Origin of the sequence: Streptomyces sp. NPDC060028, from assembly GCF_042736725.1 — a bacterium.
Classification (GTDB): Bacteria; Actinomycetota; Actinomycetes; order Streptomycetales; family Streptomycetaceae; genus Streptomyces.
This window is the reverse complement of the sequence record NZ_JBHWVJ010000012.1, coordinates 1-13599: the sequence shown is the minus strand read 5'-3', so window position 1 is coordinate 13599 and position 13599 is coordinate 1. Positions and strand designations below refer to the sequence as shown.

Annotated in this window: 12 protein-coding genes, 1 tRNA gene, 1 other RNA gene and 1 pseudogene; 6 read left to right on the top strand and 9 right to left on the bottom strand. The window is 69.4% G+C overall.

The window, feature by feature from the left end:
• The first annotated feature begins 64 nt into the window (after positions 1–64).
• Both ACFWBF_RS08965 and ACFWBF_RS08960 read left to right on the top strand, forming a co-directional pair.
• Positions 65–1228, top strand: coding sequence for a TDT family transporter (locus ACFWBF_RS08965; protein ID WP_385597457.1), 1164 nt, complete (start codon positions 65–67; stop codon positions 1226–1228).
• Positions 1229–1389: 161 nt separating this feature from the next.
• A complete protein-coding gene (locus ACFWBF_RS08960; RefSeq protein ID WP_385597454.1) occupies positions 1390–1863 on the top strand; it encodes a LysR substrate-binding domain-containing protein in 474 nt (157 codons plus the stop codon).
• A gap of 206 nt (positions 1864–2069) precedes the next feature.
• On the opposite strand, the gene ACFWBF_RS08955 is transcribed toward ACFWBF_RS08960, so the two are convergent.
• From ACFWBF_RS08955 to ACFWBF_RS08920, 8 genes are all read right to left on the bottom strand, one after another.
• Positions 2070–3026: a 2-dehydropantoate 2-reductase gene (locus tag ACFWBF_RS08955; protein ID WP_385597451.1), complete on the bottom strand. Its 957-nt coding sequence runs from the start codon at positions 3024–3026 to the stop codon at positions 2070–2072.
• Positions 3023–4234: a cytochrome P450 gene (locus ACFWBF_RS08950; RefSeq protein ID WP_385597448.1), complete on the bottom strand. Its 1212-nt coding sequence runs from the start codon at positions 4232–4234 to the stop codon at positions 3023–3025. Before ACFWBF_RS08950 ends, ACFWBF_RS08955 begins: the two co-directional genes overlap by 4 nt.
• Before the next feature lie 20 nt (positions 4235–4254).
• A complete protein-coding gene (locus tag ACFWBF_RS08945; RefSeq protein ID WP_385597445.1) occupies positions 4255–4575 on the bottom strand; it encodes a MoaD/ThiS family protein in 321 nt (106 codons plus the stop codon).
• Positions 4576–4613: 38 nt separating this feature from the next.
• Positions 4614–5285 (bottom strand): hypothetical protein, encoded by a 672-nt coding sequence (locus ACFWBF_RS08940; protein WP_385597440.1) that lies wholly within the window; start codon positions 5283–5285, stop codon positions 4614–4616.
• Positions 5285–6013: a DUF5825 family protein gene (locus tag ACFWBF_RS08935; protein ID WP_385597435.1), complete on the bottom strand. Its 729-nt coding sequence runs from the start codon at positions 6011–6013 to the stop codon at positions 5285–5287. Before ACFWBF_RS08935 ends, ACFWBF_RS08940 begins: the two co-directional genes overlap by 1 nt.
• Positions 6010–7881, bottom strand: coding sequence for a RiPP maturation radical SAM C-methyltransferase (locus ACFWBF_RS08930; RefSeq protein WP_385597432.1), 1872 nt, complete (start codon positions 7879–7881; stop codon positions 6010–6012). The genes ACFWBF_RS08935 and ACFWBF_RS08930 overlap by 4 nt, the downstream gene beginning before the upstream one ends.
• Before the next feature lie 298 nt (positions 7882–8179).
• Positions 8180–9223: a tryptophan--tRNA ligase gene (gene trpS, locus ACFWBF_RS08925; RefSeq protein WP_385597685.1), complete on the bottom strand. Its 1044-nt coding sequence runs from the start codon at positions 9221–9223 to the stop codon at positions 8180–8182.
• 282 nt (positions 9224–9505) lie between these two features.
• Entirely contained in the window at positions 9506–10738 is a 1233-nt protein-coding gene (locus ACFWBF_RS08920; protein WP_385597429.1) for a hypothetical protein, read from the bottom strand.
• Between the two features lie 311 nt (positions 10739–11049).
• On the opposite strand from ACFWBF_RS08920, the gene ACFWBF_RS08915 reads away from it, so the two are divergent.
• Together ACFWBF_RS08915 and ACFWBF_RS08910 are read left to right on the top strand one after the other, a co-directional pair.
• Positions 11050–11325, top strand: a complete 276-nt coding sequence (locus tag ACFWBF_RS08915) for a hypothetical protein (RefSeq protein WP_385597426.1) — start codon at positions 11050–11052, stop codon at positions 11323–11325.
• Positions 11326–11429: 104 nt separating this feature from the next.
• Positions 11430–11750, top strand: a pseudogene (locus tag ACFWBF_RS08910) (PIN domain-containing protein); the annotation flags it as partial.
• Between the two features lie 131 nt (positions 11751–11881).
• Here ACFWBF_RS08910 and ACFWBF_RS08905 read toward each other — a convergent pair.
• A tRNA-Ser gene (locus tag ACFWBF_RS08905) sits at positions 11882–11969 on the bottom strand.
• A gap of 107 nt (positions 11970–12076) precedes the next feature.
• On the opposite strand from ACFWBF_RS08905, the gene ffs reads away from it, so the two are divergent.
• Both ffs and ACFWBF_RS08895 read left to right on the top strand, forming a co-directional pair.
• Positions 12077–12175, top strand: an RNA gene (gene ffs, locus ACFWBF_RS08900) — signal recognition particle sRNA small type.
• A gap of 118 nt (positions 12176–12293) precedes the next feature.
• A partial coding sequence (locus ACFWBF_RS08895; protein ID WP_385597423.1) for a DNA polymerase III subunit gamma and tau occupies positions 12294–13599 on the top strand: 1306 nt, incomplete at its 3' end.

Here is a 13599-nt window from a genome sequence, read left to right as displayed (position 1 = left end):
GGCAGGCGGAGTTTAGCCAGGCCCCTGCGGCGTCGTTCCGAGGGGTGCCGTCAGGGCTCGTCGGATGGCGAGCCGCCCGTTTCCGGGCGAGCGTGGAGGCGTGGTCACAGAGGTGCGGTCCGGGGTTCCGTTCCGGCCGGAGGAGGGCGGTCGGGCCGCCTTCGCGCGCCACCTCGGCCCGAACTGGTACGCCTCGGTGATGGGCACCGCCATCGTCGCCACCGCCGGCGCCGGTCTGCCGCTGTCCTTCCCGGGCCTGCGTACGGTCTGCTCGCTCTTCTGGGCGCTGTCCGCGGTGATGCTCGCCGTACTGCTCAGCGCCCGCGCGGCGCATTGGAGACACCACGGCGACCAGGCACGCGCCCATCTGCTCGACCCGGCCGTGGCCCCGTTCTACGGATGCCTCGCCATGGCCCTGCTGGCGGTCGGCGGCGGCACGATGCTCGTCGGCAAGGACTGGATCGGCCTGCGCGCGGCCATCGCCGTGGACGCGGTGCTGTTCACGGCCGGTACGGTCATCGGCCTGGCGTCCGCGGTCGCGATCCCGTACCTGATGGCCGTCGGGCACGGCCTGCGGCCCGGCAACGCCTCACCCGTCTGGCTTCTGCCGATCGTCGCTCCCCTGGTCTCCGCGTCGCTCGGCCCCCTGCTGTTGCCGCACCTGCCGACCGGGCAGTGGCAGGAGGCGCTGCTGCTCGGCTGCTACGGCATGTTCGGGCTGAGCATGATGGCGACGTTCGTGATGCTGCCCGTCGTCTTCGCGCGGCTGCTGACGGGACCGCGGCTGCCGCTGTTCCTGGTGCCGACGCTGTTCCTCGTGCTCGGGCCGCTGGGCCAGTCCGTGACGGCCGTCAACCAGTTCGGCGACGTCGCGCCCCACGTGGTGCGGGCCCCGTACGACCAGGGGTTCGGGATGCTCGCCGTGCTCTACGGCGTTCCCGTGACGGGATTCGCGCTGCTGTGGCTCGTCCTGGCGAGCGTGGCCGTCGTACGCGCCTGGCGGCAGGGGATGCGCTTCGCGATGACGTGGTGGGCCTTCACCTTCCCCGTCGGCACCTGCGTGACGGGCACGGAAGGGCTGGCCCGGCACACGGGACTGCACGCCTTCGAGTGGCTGACCGTCGCGCTGTACGTGTTCCTGCTCGCGGCATGGGCCGTGACGGCCTGCCTCACCCTGCGCGGCCTCCTGCGCGGGACACTGCTGCCCCGCTCGGGGGACCGGCCCTGACGGAGCCGCGGCGGGCCGGTGGATCCATAGGGTCGTTCTACGCGCCTTTCCCCGCGGGTCCCCGACCTCTCCGCCCTCGACCTCCTGGGCTGGAGCGCACCACCCTCGGCCCCAAGCCCACCGAGGCGGGGGCGCTGATCGCCGAATGGGCCGAGACGGTGATGGCGGCGACGGGGCCACTGGACGCGGACATCGACACCCTGCGCGCCCGGCGCCACTCCCATCTGCACGTGGCCGCGAGCCAGACCATCGCCGAGTACCTCTTCCCCGAATGGCTCATGGCCCTGCGTACGCACGCGCCCGAGACGGCCATCGCACTGCGGTCCGGGAGCTCGGCCGACGTCGCGCGGGCCGTCGCCGCGCGGCTGGGAGCCGAACGCCCTGCTGGAGCTGTCCTCCACCACCGCGATCAAGCGGGCGGCGGCCTCGGGCGTGGGGCGGTGGTCAGCTCGCTCGCCGTGGAGGCGGAGCCGGCCGCCGGGACCTTGAAGTCGTCCCCGGTGGCGGGCCTGGAACCGGAGCGCACGCTGCGCGCCGTATGGCCCGCGGGCCAGACCCTGGCCGGCCCGGCCCGGGACCTGTACGCGATCGCCCGCCGGTCATGGAACAACCCGTCATGGAACCACGGGTCATAGAACGACCCTATGGATCCATCGATCCACTGCCGCTACCGGCGGCCTGCACTGGCAGATGCCCGGCGACCCCACCGGCTACCGGTTCTTCACCGACCTCTTCTGACCTTCCCCCACGACCGCCGCGTTCCCGGCCGGGCGACCCCGGCCGGGAATCCGGCGTTCCGTTACGGCTTACGGCTTACGGCTTACGGCTTACGGCTTACGGCTCACGCGCTCGCCGCCAGCGCTTCGCGCGTGGCCAGCAACTCGTAGACCGTCTCGAGGACCGGCGCGGCCTTGCCCGCCCGCCCGGCGAGGCGGACCGCCGCCCCGGTCCAGGCCTCCAGTTCCGACGGCCGGCCCGCGAGGATGTCCCGCTGGAGCGAGGAAGTGGCGTCGGGCGACTGCCGGTCCATGATCCCGATCGCCGTGTCCACGGCGTCTGCCGGCAGTGCGATCCCCAGCTCGACGCCGGTCTCGTAGATCTCCCGCATGCCCGCGATCAGCATCCGCCGGGTGCCCGCCCGCGACCTGAGCTCGCCGATGGTCGCCCCGCCCGTGGCGGCTCCCAGACTGCCGACAGGCGCCACCAGCAGGAACTTCGCCCACAGGTCGGCCCAGATGTCGCTCGGCTCCATCACGGTCACCGTGGCGGCGCTGAGCACCTCGCGCAGTCGCAGCACCCGGTCGGACACGCTGCCGTCCCACTCGGCGAAGCCCAGCGCACCAGGGGGGCCCACGCGCCGCGCCTCGCCCGGATCGGTCGGCAGGGCGACGACCCTGGCCATGCCGGGAAGCACCCGCTCGCGGCCGATACCGGCTGCCACCTGCTCGGGAGCCTCCACCCCGTTCTGCACGGTGATCACGGCGGTGCCCTCGCCGACCATCGGGGCCAGCGCGTCGATGGCCGCCGGCAACTGCTGGGTCTTCACGCACAGCAGGACGAAATCGACCTCGCCGATGTCCCGCGGGTCGTCCGACGCCCGCACCTGCGGCACGGACCAGTCACTCGTGCCGTCGGTGATGCGCACCCCGTCCCGCTTGAGCGCGGCGAGGTTCTCGCCGCGCGTCAGGAACCGCACGTCGCACCCCGCGACCGCGAGCCGGCCGCCGAGACAGCGGCCCACCCCGCCGACGCCCACCACGGCGATGCTCCCGCCGTCGGCCTTCACCGTGGTCGTCATCGCGGCACCCGCTTTCCGGCTCGGACGGGAAGGGCATCGAGCCCGCGGCTGAGCGAGCTGTCGGAGAGCCAGGCGATCTCCTGCGGAGCCACCGCGAGTTCCAACTGCGGCAGTCGGCGCAGCAGCGTGGTGAAAGCGATCTCGCCCTGGAGCCGGCCCAGCGGGGCGCCCACGCAGAAGTGGGGACCGTGGCCGAAGGCCAGATGGTGGTTGGGCGACCGGGTGACGTCGAAGCGCTCCGGGTCGTCGTACGCCTGGGGGTCGTGGCCCGCGCTGGACAGTGAGAGATGCACGAAGCTCCCCTTGGGGATGGCCACGTCCCCCAGTCGCATGTCCTGCGCCGCGATCCGCAGCGAGGCCCAGGAGGCCGAGCCCTCGTAGCGCAGGATCTCCTCGACCGCCGAGGGCACCAGCTCGGGGCGCGCGCGGAGCATGGCGAGCTGCTCGGGATGGCAGAGCAGCAGCGCCGTCCCGTTCCCGAGCATGTTGGCAACCGTCTTGTGCCCTGCGATGAGCAGCAGGAGGATCGTCGAGAACAGCTCCCGTTCGCTGAAGACGCCCTCGTCCCGGCCCCTGATGAGCTCGCTCAGCAGGTCGTCCCGCAGGTCCTTGCGACGCTCGGCCACCAGCTTGGTGAAGTAGTCGGTGAACGCTTCGGTCGCCGCCTTCAGCTCCGTCTCCGAGTGCTGGAACGGGTCCTGGCTGAGGATGTAGCCCCACTCCAGGAACAGCGGACGGTCCTCGACCGGTATCCCCAGGTACTCACAGATCACCGTGAGCGGCAGGGGCAGGGCGAAGGCGGTCAGCAGGTCGATCTCACCGGACTCCGGAAAGGCGTCGATGAGGTCGTCGACTATTTCCTGGATGCGCGGGCGGAGGTGGGCGATCCTGCCGGGCAGGAACGCCCGGCTGATGGGCTTGCGCAGCCGGGTGTGGTGTTCGGGCGGGTCGGCGAACCCCAGGTTGCGGACCATGAGGAGGCTCTCGGCCGCTTTGTCCCGGTAGCGGGGAGGAAGGTTCTCGACCTGCTTGGACAAGCGCAGGTCGCCGAAGGCTTCCTCGACCTCCTTGTGCCCGAGGACCGCGTACGCCTCGGAGCCCGGGGGATAGTCGATCCGATGGACCGGACACTTGGACCTGAACTCCGCGGTCGCGGCGTGCGGGGACGGTCCGGGGTCGGTGAAGAATTCCGAAGGCAGGGTATCCATATCCGTATCCGTATCCGACATCACGACTCCTGTGACCTCGCCGCTCCGCTGCCACCCGCCACCGCCGGAACGATCCAGATCACATCCTGATCCTCCACCTTGGTTTCGAGGCCGTCGAAGGTCCGGATGTCGGTGTCGTTTCGGTAGACGTTGACGTAGCGTTTCACGGACCCTTCCCGATCCATGATCCGGTCAAGGACGCCGGGATAATCCCGGTCGATACCGTGAAGCACGTCCCTGATGCTGTCCCCCGCACCCGGTATCTGGCGCCGGCCGCCGGTCAGCGCGTGGAAGACGGCAGGAAGCTTGATGGTCACGGCGTTGTGCCCGGAATCGGACATGTCTTACCTCTCCTTCGTGTGTTCCCTTTGAACTCGCGTCACTCGGACGGCAATTCCACGCGGAATTCATCGCAGACCTCGGACGGAATCCGTATGTCGAGCTGTCGACAGCTCTCCGGCTCCGGACCGGGCCGCCAGCCCGCCACCCGGTGCGCGAGACCACCGCTGTCCGCATGCACGTACCAGATGACATTCACCGGCCAGCAGGACTGGCCGAAGAGGTACTCGTCCATCCGCGTCGGAACTTCACTGAGCTGCTGGAACCGCTCGTGCGGCGGGCCGATCTCGTGCCAGTTCGGATGCGAATGTATGGAGCCCATCAGCTCCAGGCCTTTCGCGGCCTGCTGCTGGATCGCCCGGAGCACACCCTTTTCGTCGGACCAGAACCCTCGGCCCGGATTCCGGTACACGTCGCCGAAACGAGGCGCGATGGTCGTTTCGAACTCGGCGATGACGCTCTCGTCGCTGTCGCGGACATTCGGCACGAATTCGATGTCGCGGATGGTGATCCCGGTGTCGTCCGCCTCCCCGAACAGCAGACCGGAAGCGCGCGGCAGATGGCTGGGTACGCCCTCGGCATCACGGCTGTCCAGGCACTTTTGATACTCCTCCACGGCATGGCCGAGAAAACGCCTGGCAGGTTCGGTTTCGAATCGGGCGAGCCGCGGCAGATCGCCGAACAGCTCTGTGTCGTCCACGGCGGTGGCCATCAGAGTCCCTCCTCCGGCTTCTTCCCGGCCGAGGCCAGGGTTCCCCCGAGCAGGGCTGCGCCCAGGGGCCAGGTACGCATGTGCAGCGGCAGGGTCACGCAGTGGTCCCCGACGCGCAGGAGCAGGCCCTTTTCCACCAGGTCCGCCGCGGCGGCTGCGTACTGCGGATCCCGGGACAGCTCGTCCCACGGGCATCCCGCCAGGCCTTGTCGGAAGACGTCCGTCGTTGCGGGATCGTCGAGGACGATCCGCCGGCAGGATTCGGGCCGGTTGTCGACGACCGACAGGAAATTCGGACCCTTGCGGAAATACAGCAGCCCGAAATCCTCGGAGGAGCGCCACGCGCCGGCGGCCACGGCTTCCTTCCCCGCCACCACGGTCCGGTCGGGGGCAGGCAGATGGTCGAGCTGACGGATCAGGTCGCGCTGTCCCGGGTCCAGGATCAGCGACCAGGAGACCGGGACGCCGATCGAGGCGCATTCGCGGATCAACGCGATGATCCGCACGATCTCCGCGGCGGGGAGCGCCGCGAAGTCGGCGGTCTGCGCCAGCCGCACCCCGGCGACCGACATTCGGGGCAGCAGCGCCGCCAGTTCGGTGGCCGCGGGGAGTGGCGCCCCGTCGGATCCGAGGGTCAGCGTCGCGGTCGCGGGCCGAGCACCGGTCGACGGGCGTCCCGTATCCGAAGCATGTTCCCTGAGTTCAGCCAAGTCCATGAGTACGCTCATCGCGACGCAAACACCTCCTTGCCATTGACCAGCTTCCGCCGGTACGGGTCGACCTCGAGCGCGACGCTCACGTAGCGGCCCTCCTCCTCGAACGCCAGACCGCGGTCGACGAAGTAGCGGAGCATCTCCTCGACCTCGCCCTCCCCGACCGCGAACCCGGCGGAGGTCAGCCGGCGGCGTACGCCCTCCTGGCCGGCGCCCTGGAACATGCCCAGGTACACGTTGCTCTGGCGGTCGTCCAGCTCGATCACTTCCTCCGGCCAGCTGGCTCGGCGGTCTTCGATGACGACCCGGTCCCGGTCGTCGGTCCAGTAGGAGAGGCTGCTCTGGTCGTACGCCGCGGCCCATTCGTCGACCGCCTGCTTCAGCTCGTCCTCGACGGGGCCCACGATTCCCTCGTCGGTCGTGTCGAAGAGGTAGACGAAGTCGTAGAGCTGATCCCTCGGCACCTCGTAGATGAAGTCGTAGATTTCGGCGGGACGGCGGAACATGAACCCGTTGGTCGGCTCCTCGAAGTACGGGCTGAACCGTTCCAACGCGATGCGCCAGGCCCCGGTGGGCGGCTGGAGGTGTTCGAGCGTGGTGAACCTCTTGAGCAGTCCGCGGTAGTCCTCCTCGGTCTCACCGGGAAATCCGTAAAGGATGTTCCAGGTGACGTTGAGGCCGAGGTCCTCCGAATCGCGCAGGAGCCGCACGTTGTGCGCGCCGCTGACGCCCTTGTCCATGAGGCGCAGCACATGGGAGCTCAGGCCTTCGATACCGGGCTGCACGTAGAGCACGTTCGCCTCGCGCAGGCTCTTCAACTGGTCGCGCGTCAGGTTGGACTTGATCTCGTAGTGGATCCGCAGGTCGAGGTCCAGGGCGGCCAGCTCCGGTATGACCGTGCCGAAGTACTTCATGTCGAGGATGTTGTCCACCATGACCAGATCGAGGATCTGGTAGCGCTCGACGAGATCCGCGACTTCCCGGGCGATGCGCTCGGGGGCCTTGCTCCGGAAATCGATGTTCGATCCGTTCAGGCCGCAGAACGTACATTGATGGCGGTCGCCCCACCAACACCCGCGGGAGGTCTCCATGACCAGCATCGGACGGACGTGGTCCTGGACGGGTGAACTCTTGAGCGCCCGGAAGTAGCTGTCGTAGTCGGGCGCGGGCACCGCGGCGAACGGCAGCGCCGCCGCGGCGGGCGGATTCGCCACCGTCCGGCCCTCTTCGTCACGCCAGCTGAGCCCCGGCACGTCGGCGAAACCCTTGCCTTTGGCGATGCGGTTCAGCAGCGCGGGCAGCGCGCGCTCGCCCTCACCACTGATGACGAAGTCGAGCTGCGCGAAGTTCCGGTGCAGGGCGGGACCTTGCGGCCCGTCGCAGTTGGCGCCGCCGATGAGCGTCCGGATGCCCGGCGCGATCCTCTTCAGTTCCTTGGCCAGGGCGAGGGACGGAACGTTCTGCATGAAGGTGCTCGTGAAGCCCACGACGTCCGGGGCATCCGCGGCGATCTCGGCCGCGAGGTTCCGGATGAATTCCCGGGAGTGCTTCTGCATCTCGACGGGAACCTGCGGCTCTATGCCGCGCTTCTGGAGGAACTCGGAGAACTCGTCGACCCGATGTCCGTCGACGTCGTACAGCGCCGAAGTGAACACCCAGTCGCCCACGCCGTGGAAGACCTGGACCGCGACCTCCCCGTAGTGCTCCGCCGTGATGTGGCCGCTGCTCTCACGCATCAGGTGCTCGGCCCACGGGATGTTGGCGTACAGCTCGTCGACTTCCCAGCCGGCGGCTTGTCTGCGGACGCACGGGCCCAGGATTCCGAGCGCGCTCGACGGCGTGTCAAGCCCTTGCCATGGCATGGCGACCAAGAGGATTTTCATAGGATGCCTACCTCAAGAGGTCTGTCGACAGCAGAAGACGCGTAGGGTTTTGCTCGACCTCTGGCGTCAAGCGTCACCGACCTGGCTCGATGAACCACCGGGGACGGCTTGAGGTGGACTCGGGTCGCCGGTGAGGCCCGGTCGTCCGGGCGTGGACCGGCGCCCGACACGGGGCTCGTCCCGGGGCTCGTCCCGGGAACGGTCACCGCGCGGCCGCGCGCACACGAAAGAGGAGCGGCCCCATCGGGACCGCCCCTCTCACACCGTCAGCCCGCCGCCCGCTCCGGGCGGGGGACGGTCAGTACTGGCTGTTCATGGCGGCACGCACCTCGGTGAGGGTGGTGTCGGCCGTGGCCCTGGCGCGCTCGTTGCCCTCGCGCAGCGTCCGGCGGAGGTAGCCGCGGTCCTGCGCGTACTCGGCCCGGCGGGCCCTGATCGGCGCCAGGTACTCGTTGACCGCCTCGGTGGCGGTCTTCTTCAGCGCGGCGGCTCCCGCGGAGCCGATCTCGTCGGCCACTTGATGAGGAGTACGGCCCTGGCACAGGGCCGCCAGAAGAATGAGCGACGACACCTCGGGGCGCGCGGCCGGGTCGTAGGTGATGTGGCGCTCGCCGTCGGTCTTGGCCCCCTTCAGCAGGCGGGCGGTCTCGTCGGCGTCGGCAGCCAGGGCGATGGCGTTGCCCCGGCTCTTGCTCATCTTGGTGCCGTCCGTGCCGAGCAGCAGCGGTGCGCTCGACAACAGGGCATCGGGCCGGGGGAACACGGGGGTGCCGTTGCCGTAGCGGTCGTTGAAGCGGCGCGCGATGGTCCGGGTCAGTTCGAGGTGCGGGAGCTGGTCCTGACCGACCGGGACCAGGTTGGCCTTGCAGAAGAGGATGTCCGCGGCCTGGTGGACCGGGTAGGTGAGCATCAGGCCGCTCACGGCGGACTGGCGCGAGTGGGTGATCTCGTCCTTGACCGTGGGGTTGCGGTTGAGCTCCGAGACGGAGACCAGGCTGAGGAAGGGCAGCATCAGCTGGTTGAGGGCCGGGACGGCGCTGTGCGTGAAGATCGTGCTGCGGGCCGGGTCCACGCCGATGGCGAGGTAGTCCAGCACCAGCTCCTCGACGTGCCACGTCAGGTTGTCCGCGACGTCCCGGTCGGTCAGGACCTGGTAGTCCGGGATGATCACGAGCATTTCCACGCCGAGGTCCTGAAGACGTACGCGGTTGTGCAGCGTGCCGAAGTAGTGACCCAGGTGCAGCCGGCCGGTCGGGCGGTCCCCCGTCAACACCCGGAACTGCCCCGGATCCTTGAGGATCTGCTCCTCCAGCTCCGCACTGCGGGCCTGCGCGGCGGACATCCCGAGCGTGTCGACGGCGGGACCCGAGGAAGAGACGTCGGGATCTGCCGTCCGGGACGCGGTGTTCATAAGTCTCCTGGTGGGTCGATGGGGCCCTCAGAATTACATGTCACGCCGTCAACACTAAGGCGGCACAAGCGAGATGGATGTAAAGGCCCAGCGTGGCGCAAGGCCGCCGTTTCGATGCCGTACGGCGGCGCGGGCCGGGCCCCTCGCCGCCCGCCGTGCGCGCCACGCCTCCGGAGAACCGGCCCCGGAGGCCTGGCGCGGCACCCTCGACGATCACCCGGAAGGACCCCCGGGCGAGCACCACCGCCGGCGCGAGGGCGCCCCACGGTGATCGACGGGTGCAGATCTTCGGACCCCGGCCGGGAACGCGAAGAGCCCCGCTGCAAGCAGCGGGGCTCTTCGACATCGTGCCCGGTGAGGCACTGGCGGAGGATACGAGATTCGAACTCGTGAGGGGTTGCCCCCAACACGCTTTCCAGATGTTCGTCGGGGGGTTCGGCGACGGTCGCGGGTGTCCCGACCTGCGGCGAAGGTAGCGGCTGCAGACTCGCCGAACGGTGCTGTACACCCGCGAATGTGCCGCGCGATGTCGGCGATGCGTCCGACATGCTCTCGCAGCCGGGCAAGCTCTGCGGTCTGCTGCCGTCCTGCCACGATCTCGGACAGGGCGGCGATGACGGTTTCCTTGTGGTCGCCGGTGCCCAGCACCTGGGCGGCACGGTGGAGCAGAGCGGCATCCACGCTGACCGAGTGCCTCGGCTCAGATGCGGACGGGGTGGTGGGCTCAGGGGCCGGCCTGGCCTTGCGGCGGGGTGCAGGTGGTGCCGGAGCAGGCATGGGTTCGGTCGCCGGCGGGGGTTCGGGCGCAACGGTGTCGGGGCTGCCGAGCACCGTGACCACCGGCTTTCGGTAGCAGACGTCTCTGCCCGCCTTGGTCGTGTAGACGGCGAGCTCGATGATGAGGTCGCAGATCGCCGGTCCGTCGACACGTTCCAGCGCGTCCGTCAGGTCGGAGAGCTGAGCGGCCATCTGCCACGAGGCCGTCATGAAGTGGAACGCGCCCAGCTCGGGTGCCGCTGCGATCTGGAAGGTGATGTCGACGGAGGGCGTCGGGCCGCGCCTATCTTTGGCCGCCAGCTTCCTGTCCTCAAGCAGTGGAGGGCAGCCGCAGGGCTGGCCCTTCTTCGCTTTCGGTGACAGGAACTCCACACCGTCGCACTCGTGGATGACGCCCGTACTGCCCCGGAGGACCATGTGTGCCGCCACCGCGTCGGGCCCGGCCAGGAGAACGCGTACGCTCTCGCGGCTCGTCAGCACTTCGTAGGCAAGGCCAGCTGTTCCTGTCCCTTCGTTCGGTTGAGGTTCGCCACCCAGGAAGCCGGCGACACGCGCGGCTACATCGGCATCGTCGGTGGTGACGCGCCAGGCATCCAAGGCCTGGGGCAGTCCCCCGGATAAACGCCCCGTGTGGAAGCGTCCGGCTCGGGCGGCTGTGCTCTGCGTCATTCGCTACCTTCGGTGGAGGGGATAGCTGATCTTCGCCACGTACCAATGACGCGGTGCACGCGACGTGTCACGAAACCGGCTGCAGGGCGGCGCTCCCCATTGTGTCCAGCCCGACAGCTTCGTTCAGCTGGTTCCAACCAAGGGGACATCGCTGTCGCCGGCGGACGGCGGCTGCCAGACACAGACAGCGGCGACTCGGCGGATGGGTCCCGTCAAAGCTCGGATTCGGGTCGTTTCCGACCCGCTCCAGGGCCGCCCGGCCTAGGGTGGTGTCCAGGCATGGGCCCGTGGATCACAGCGTGGAGCCGATCATGAGCACTGCCCCGAATCTGCCGCTCCCGCCGCGCACACCAGAGGAGCCCCATCCGTTCCGGACGATCCGGGAGATCCGGGAGTCTCTGCCCGAGCAGCAGCTCGGGCACTTCGATGCCGAGCTCGCCGACACCGACATCGATGCCCTGCCCGACATGCTTCACCGCTGGGCGACCCTGGGCAGCGACGGGTTTCTCCAACGGCTCACGGCGGCCCCGTTCGAGGGGCTGGAGTTCGGGCAGCGGTCCTACGACGACGAGGCGGATGGCGAGTGATCTATCTGCTCGACACCAATGTGGTCGCCGAGATCACCACCCGGCCGAACCGGCCCCCGGCCGTCGTCGCCTGAGCTCGGTCTGTTCCAGCTCCCGCCCTCTACCTCAGCGTCATCACGATCGCGGAGATCGAGGCAGGCATCGAGGGGACACCGGATCTGGTGCGGCGTACCGCTTTCGAACGGGCGCTCACGGACATCCGTGATCAGTACCGCGACCGGATCGCCGCCGTCGGTGAGCGGGAGGCGCTCGCCTACCTCGCTCTTCACCGGAGGCTCAAGAGCGTCGGAACCAGCATCGATCCACCCGATGCGCTGATCGCCGCCACCGCCCTGGCGAACGGCTGGACGCTGGTGAGCCGCAACATCAAGCATCTGGCGCGATCAGGCGCACTCCTGCTGAACCCTTGGGAGTACGAGGGGTAGGCCGTCGAAGCCAGAATGCGGGCGAAACATCCGGTTATACGTCAAATAAATGAGACTCGAACTGAGACCAGGGAACGCAGAAGGCCCCGGCCGGTTTCCCGGTCGGGGCCTTCAAGTGCCCGGTGAGGCACTGGCGGAGGATACGAGATTCGAACTCGTGAGGGGTTGCCCCCAACACGCTTTCCAAGCGTGCGCCCTAGGCCACTAGGCGAATCCTCCGCCGCAAACAATACAAGACGTTGAGGGGTGCTCGCGAACGTGATCGCCCGGCGGGGAGCCGGCCGGCATCCGGCTCGATTCCGGGGGCATCCATCCGCTAGGGTGGGGTCAGCCCCTCACGTGGCGCTATCTCACCCAACTCCCCCAGGGCCGGAAGGCAGCAAGGGTAAGTGGGCTCTGGCGGGTGCGTGAGGGGCGCTTTGCGTTCCGGGGCGGCTTTGGGCGGGCCCCGGCCGGGCCCCGGCAGCCCTCGGAGGCCCCCGGCGGGACCGGGTCCGGGTCGGCGGGCCGCTGATGTCGGTGGGCCCGGATAACCTCGTAGACGTGTCGTCCCTTGCGCTGTACCGCCGCTATCGCCCCGAGTCGTTCGCCGAGGTCATCGGGCAGGAGCATGTCACTGCACCGCTGATGCAGGCCCTGCGGAACAACCGGGTCAATCACGCGTACCTGTTCAGCGGGCCGCGCGGGTGTGGAAAGACGACCAGCGCGCGCATCCTCGCCCGCTGCCTGAACTGTGAGCAGGGTCCCACCCCGACCCCGTGCGGGGAGTGCCAGTCCTGCCGTGACCTGGCCAGGAACGGGCCGGGCTCCATCGACGTCATCGAGATCGACGCCGCCTCGCACGGTGGCGTGGACGACGCCCGTGACCTGCGGGAGAAGGCTTTCTTCGGCCCCGCCGCCAGCCGGTACAAGATCTACATCATCGACGAGGCCCACATGGTCACCTCGGCGGGCTTCAACGCCCTGCTGAAGGTTGTCGAGGAGCCGCCGGAGCACCTCAAGTTCATCTTCGCCACCACCGAGCCGGAAAAGGTGATCGGGACCATCCGGTCCCGGACCCACCACTACCCCTTCCGGCTGGTCCCGCCCGGCACCCTGCGCGACTACCTCGGCGAGGTCTGCGGACGCGAGGGCGCCAAGGTCGAGGACGGCGTGCTGCCGCTCGTCGTACGGGCCGGCGCCGGGTCCGTACGTGACTCGATGTCCGTCATGGACCAGCTGCTCGCCGGCGCCGCCGACCAGGGTGTGACATACGCCATGGCCACCTCCCTGCTCGGGTACACCGAGGGGTCACTCCTCGATGCCGTCATCGACGCCTTCGCCTCCGGGGACGGCGCGGCCGCCTTCGAGGTCGTGGACCGCGTCGTCGAGGGCGGGAACGACCCGCGCCGCTTCGTCGCCGACCTGCTGGAGCGGCTGCGCGACCTGGTGATCCTGGCCGCCGTGCCCGACGCCGGGGAGAAGGGGCTCATCGACGCCCCCTCCGATGTCGTCGAGCGGATGCAGGCCCAGGCCTCCGTCTTCGGGGCCGCCGAGCTGTCGCGCGCCGCCGACCTGGTCAACACCGGGCTCACCGAGATGCGCGGCGCGACCTCGCCGCGTCTGCAGCTCGAGCTGATCTGCGCCCGGGTGCTGCTGCCCGCCGCCTTCAGCGACGAGCGGTCCTTCCAGGCGCGGCTCGACCGGCTGGAGCGCAGCGGGCCGCCCGCCGGCTTCGTGGCCGCCCCGCCGGCCGCCGCTCCCGCCATGGCCTACGTCCCCGGCCCCGAGGCGCACGCCATGGCCCCGGCCGCGCACCCGGCTCCGGCCGCCGCGCCGGTCGCTCCCGCCGCCGCGCCCGCCGTCGTAC

Excerpts from the sequence above, each read along its gene's own strand:
- ACFWBF_RS08965 (WP_385597457.1), top strand. The coding sequence starts at position 65 with ATGGCGAGCCGCCCGTTTCCGGGCGAGCGTGGAGGCGTGGTCACAGAG.
- ACFWBF_RS08960 (WP_385597454.1), top strand. The coding sequence starts at position 1,390 with ATGGCGGCGACGGGGCCACTGGACGCGGACATCGACACCCTGCGCGCC.
- ACFWBF_RS08955 (WP_385597451.1), bottom strand. The coding sequence starts at position 3,026 with ATGACGACCACGGTGAAGGCCGACGGCGGGAGCATCGCCGTGGTGGGC.
- ACFWBF_RS08950 (WP_385597448.1), bottom strand. The coding sequence starts at position 4,234 with ATGGATACCCTGCCTTCGGAATTCTTCACCGACCCCGGACCGTCCCCG.
- ACFWBF_RS08945 (WP_385597445.1), bottom strand. The coding sequence starts at position 4,575 with ATGTCCGATTCCGGGCACAACGCCGTGACCATCAAGCTTCCTGCCGTC.
- ACFWBF_RS08940 (WP_385597440.1), bottom strand. The coding sequence starts at position 5,285 with ATGGCCACCGCCGTGGACGACACAGAGCTGTTCGGCGATCTGCCGCGG.
- ACFWBF_RS08935 (WP_385597435.1), bottom strand. The coding sequence starts at position 6,013 with ATGAGCGTACTCATGGACTTGGCTGAACTCAGGGAACATGCTTCGGAT.
- ACFWBF_RS08930 (WP_385597432.1), bottom strand. The coding sequence starts at position 7,881 with ATGAAAATCCTCTTGGTCGCCATGCCATGGCAAGGGCTTGACACGCCG.
- trpS (WP_385597685.1), bottom strand. The coding sequence starts at position 9,223 with ATGTCCGCCGCGCAGGCCCGCAGTGCGGAGCTGGAGGAGCAGATCCTC.
- ACFWBF_RS08920 (WP_385597429.1), bottom strand. The coding sequence starts at position 10,738 with ATGACGCAGAGCACAGCCGCCCGAGCCGGACGCTTCCACACGGGGCGT.
- ACFWBF_RS08915 (WP_385597426.1), top strand. The coding sequence starts at position 11,050 with ATGAGCACTGCCCCGAATCTGCCGCTCCCGCCGCGCACACCAGAGGAG.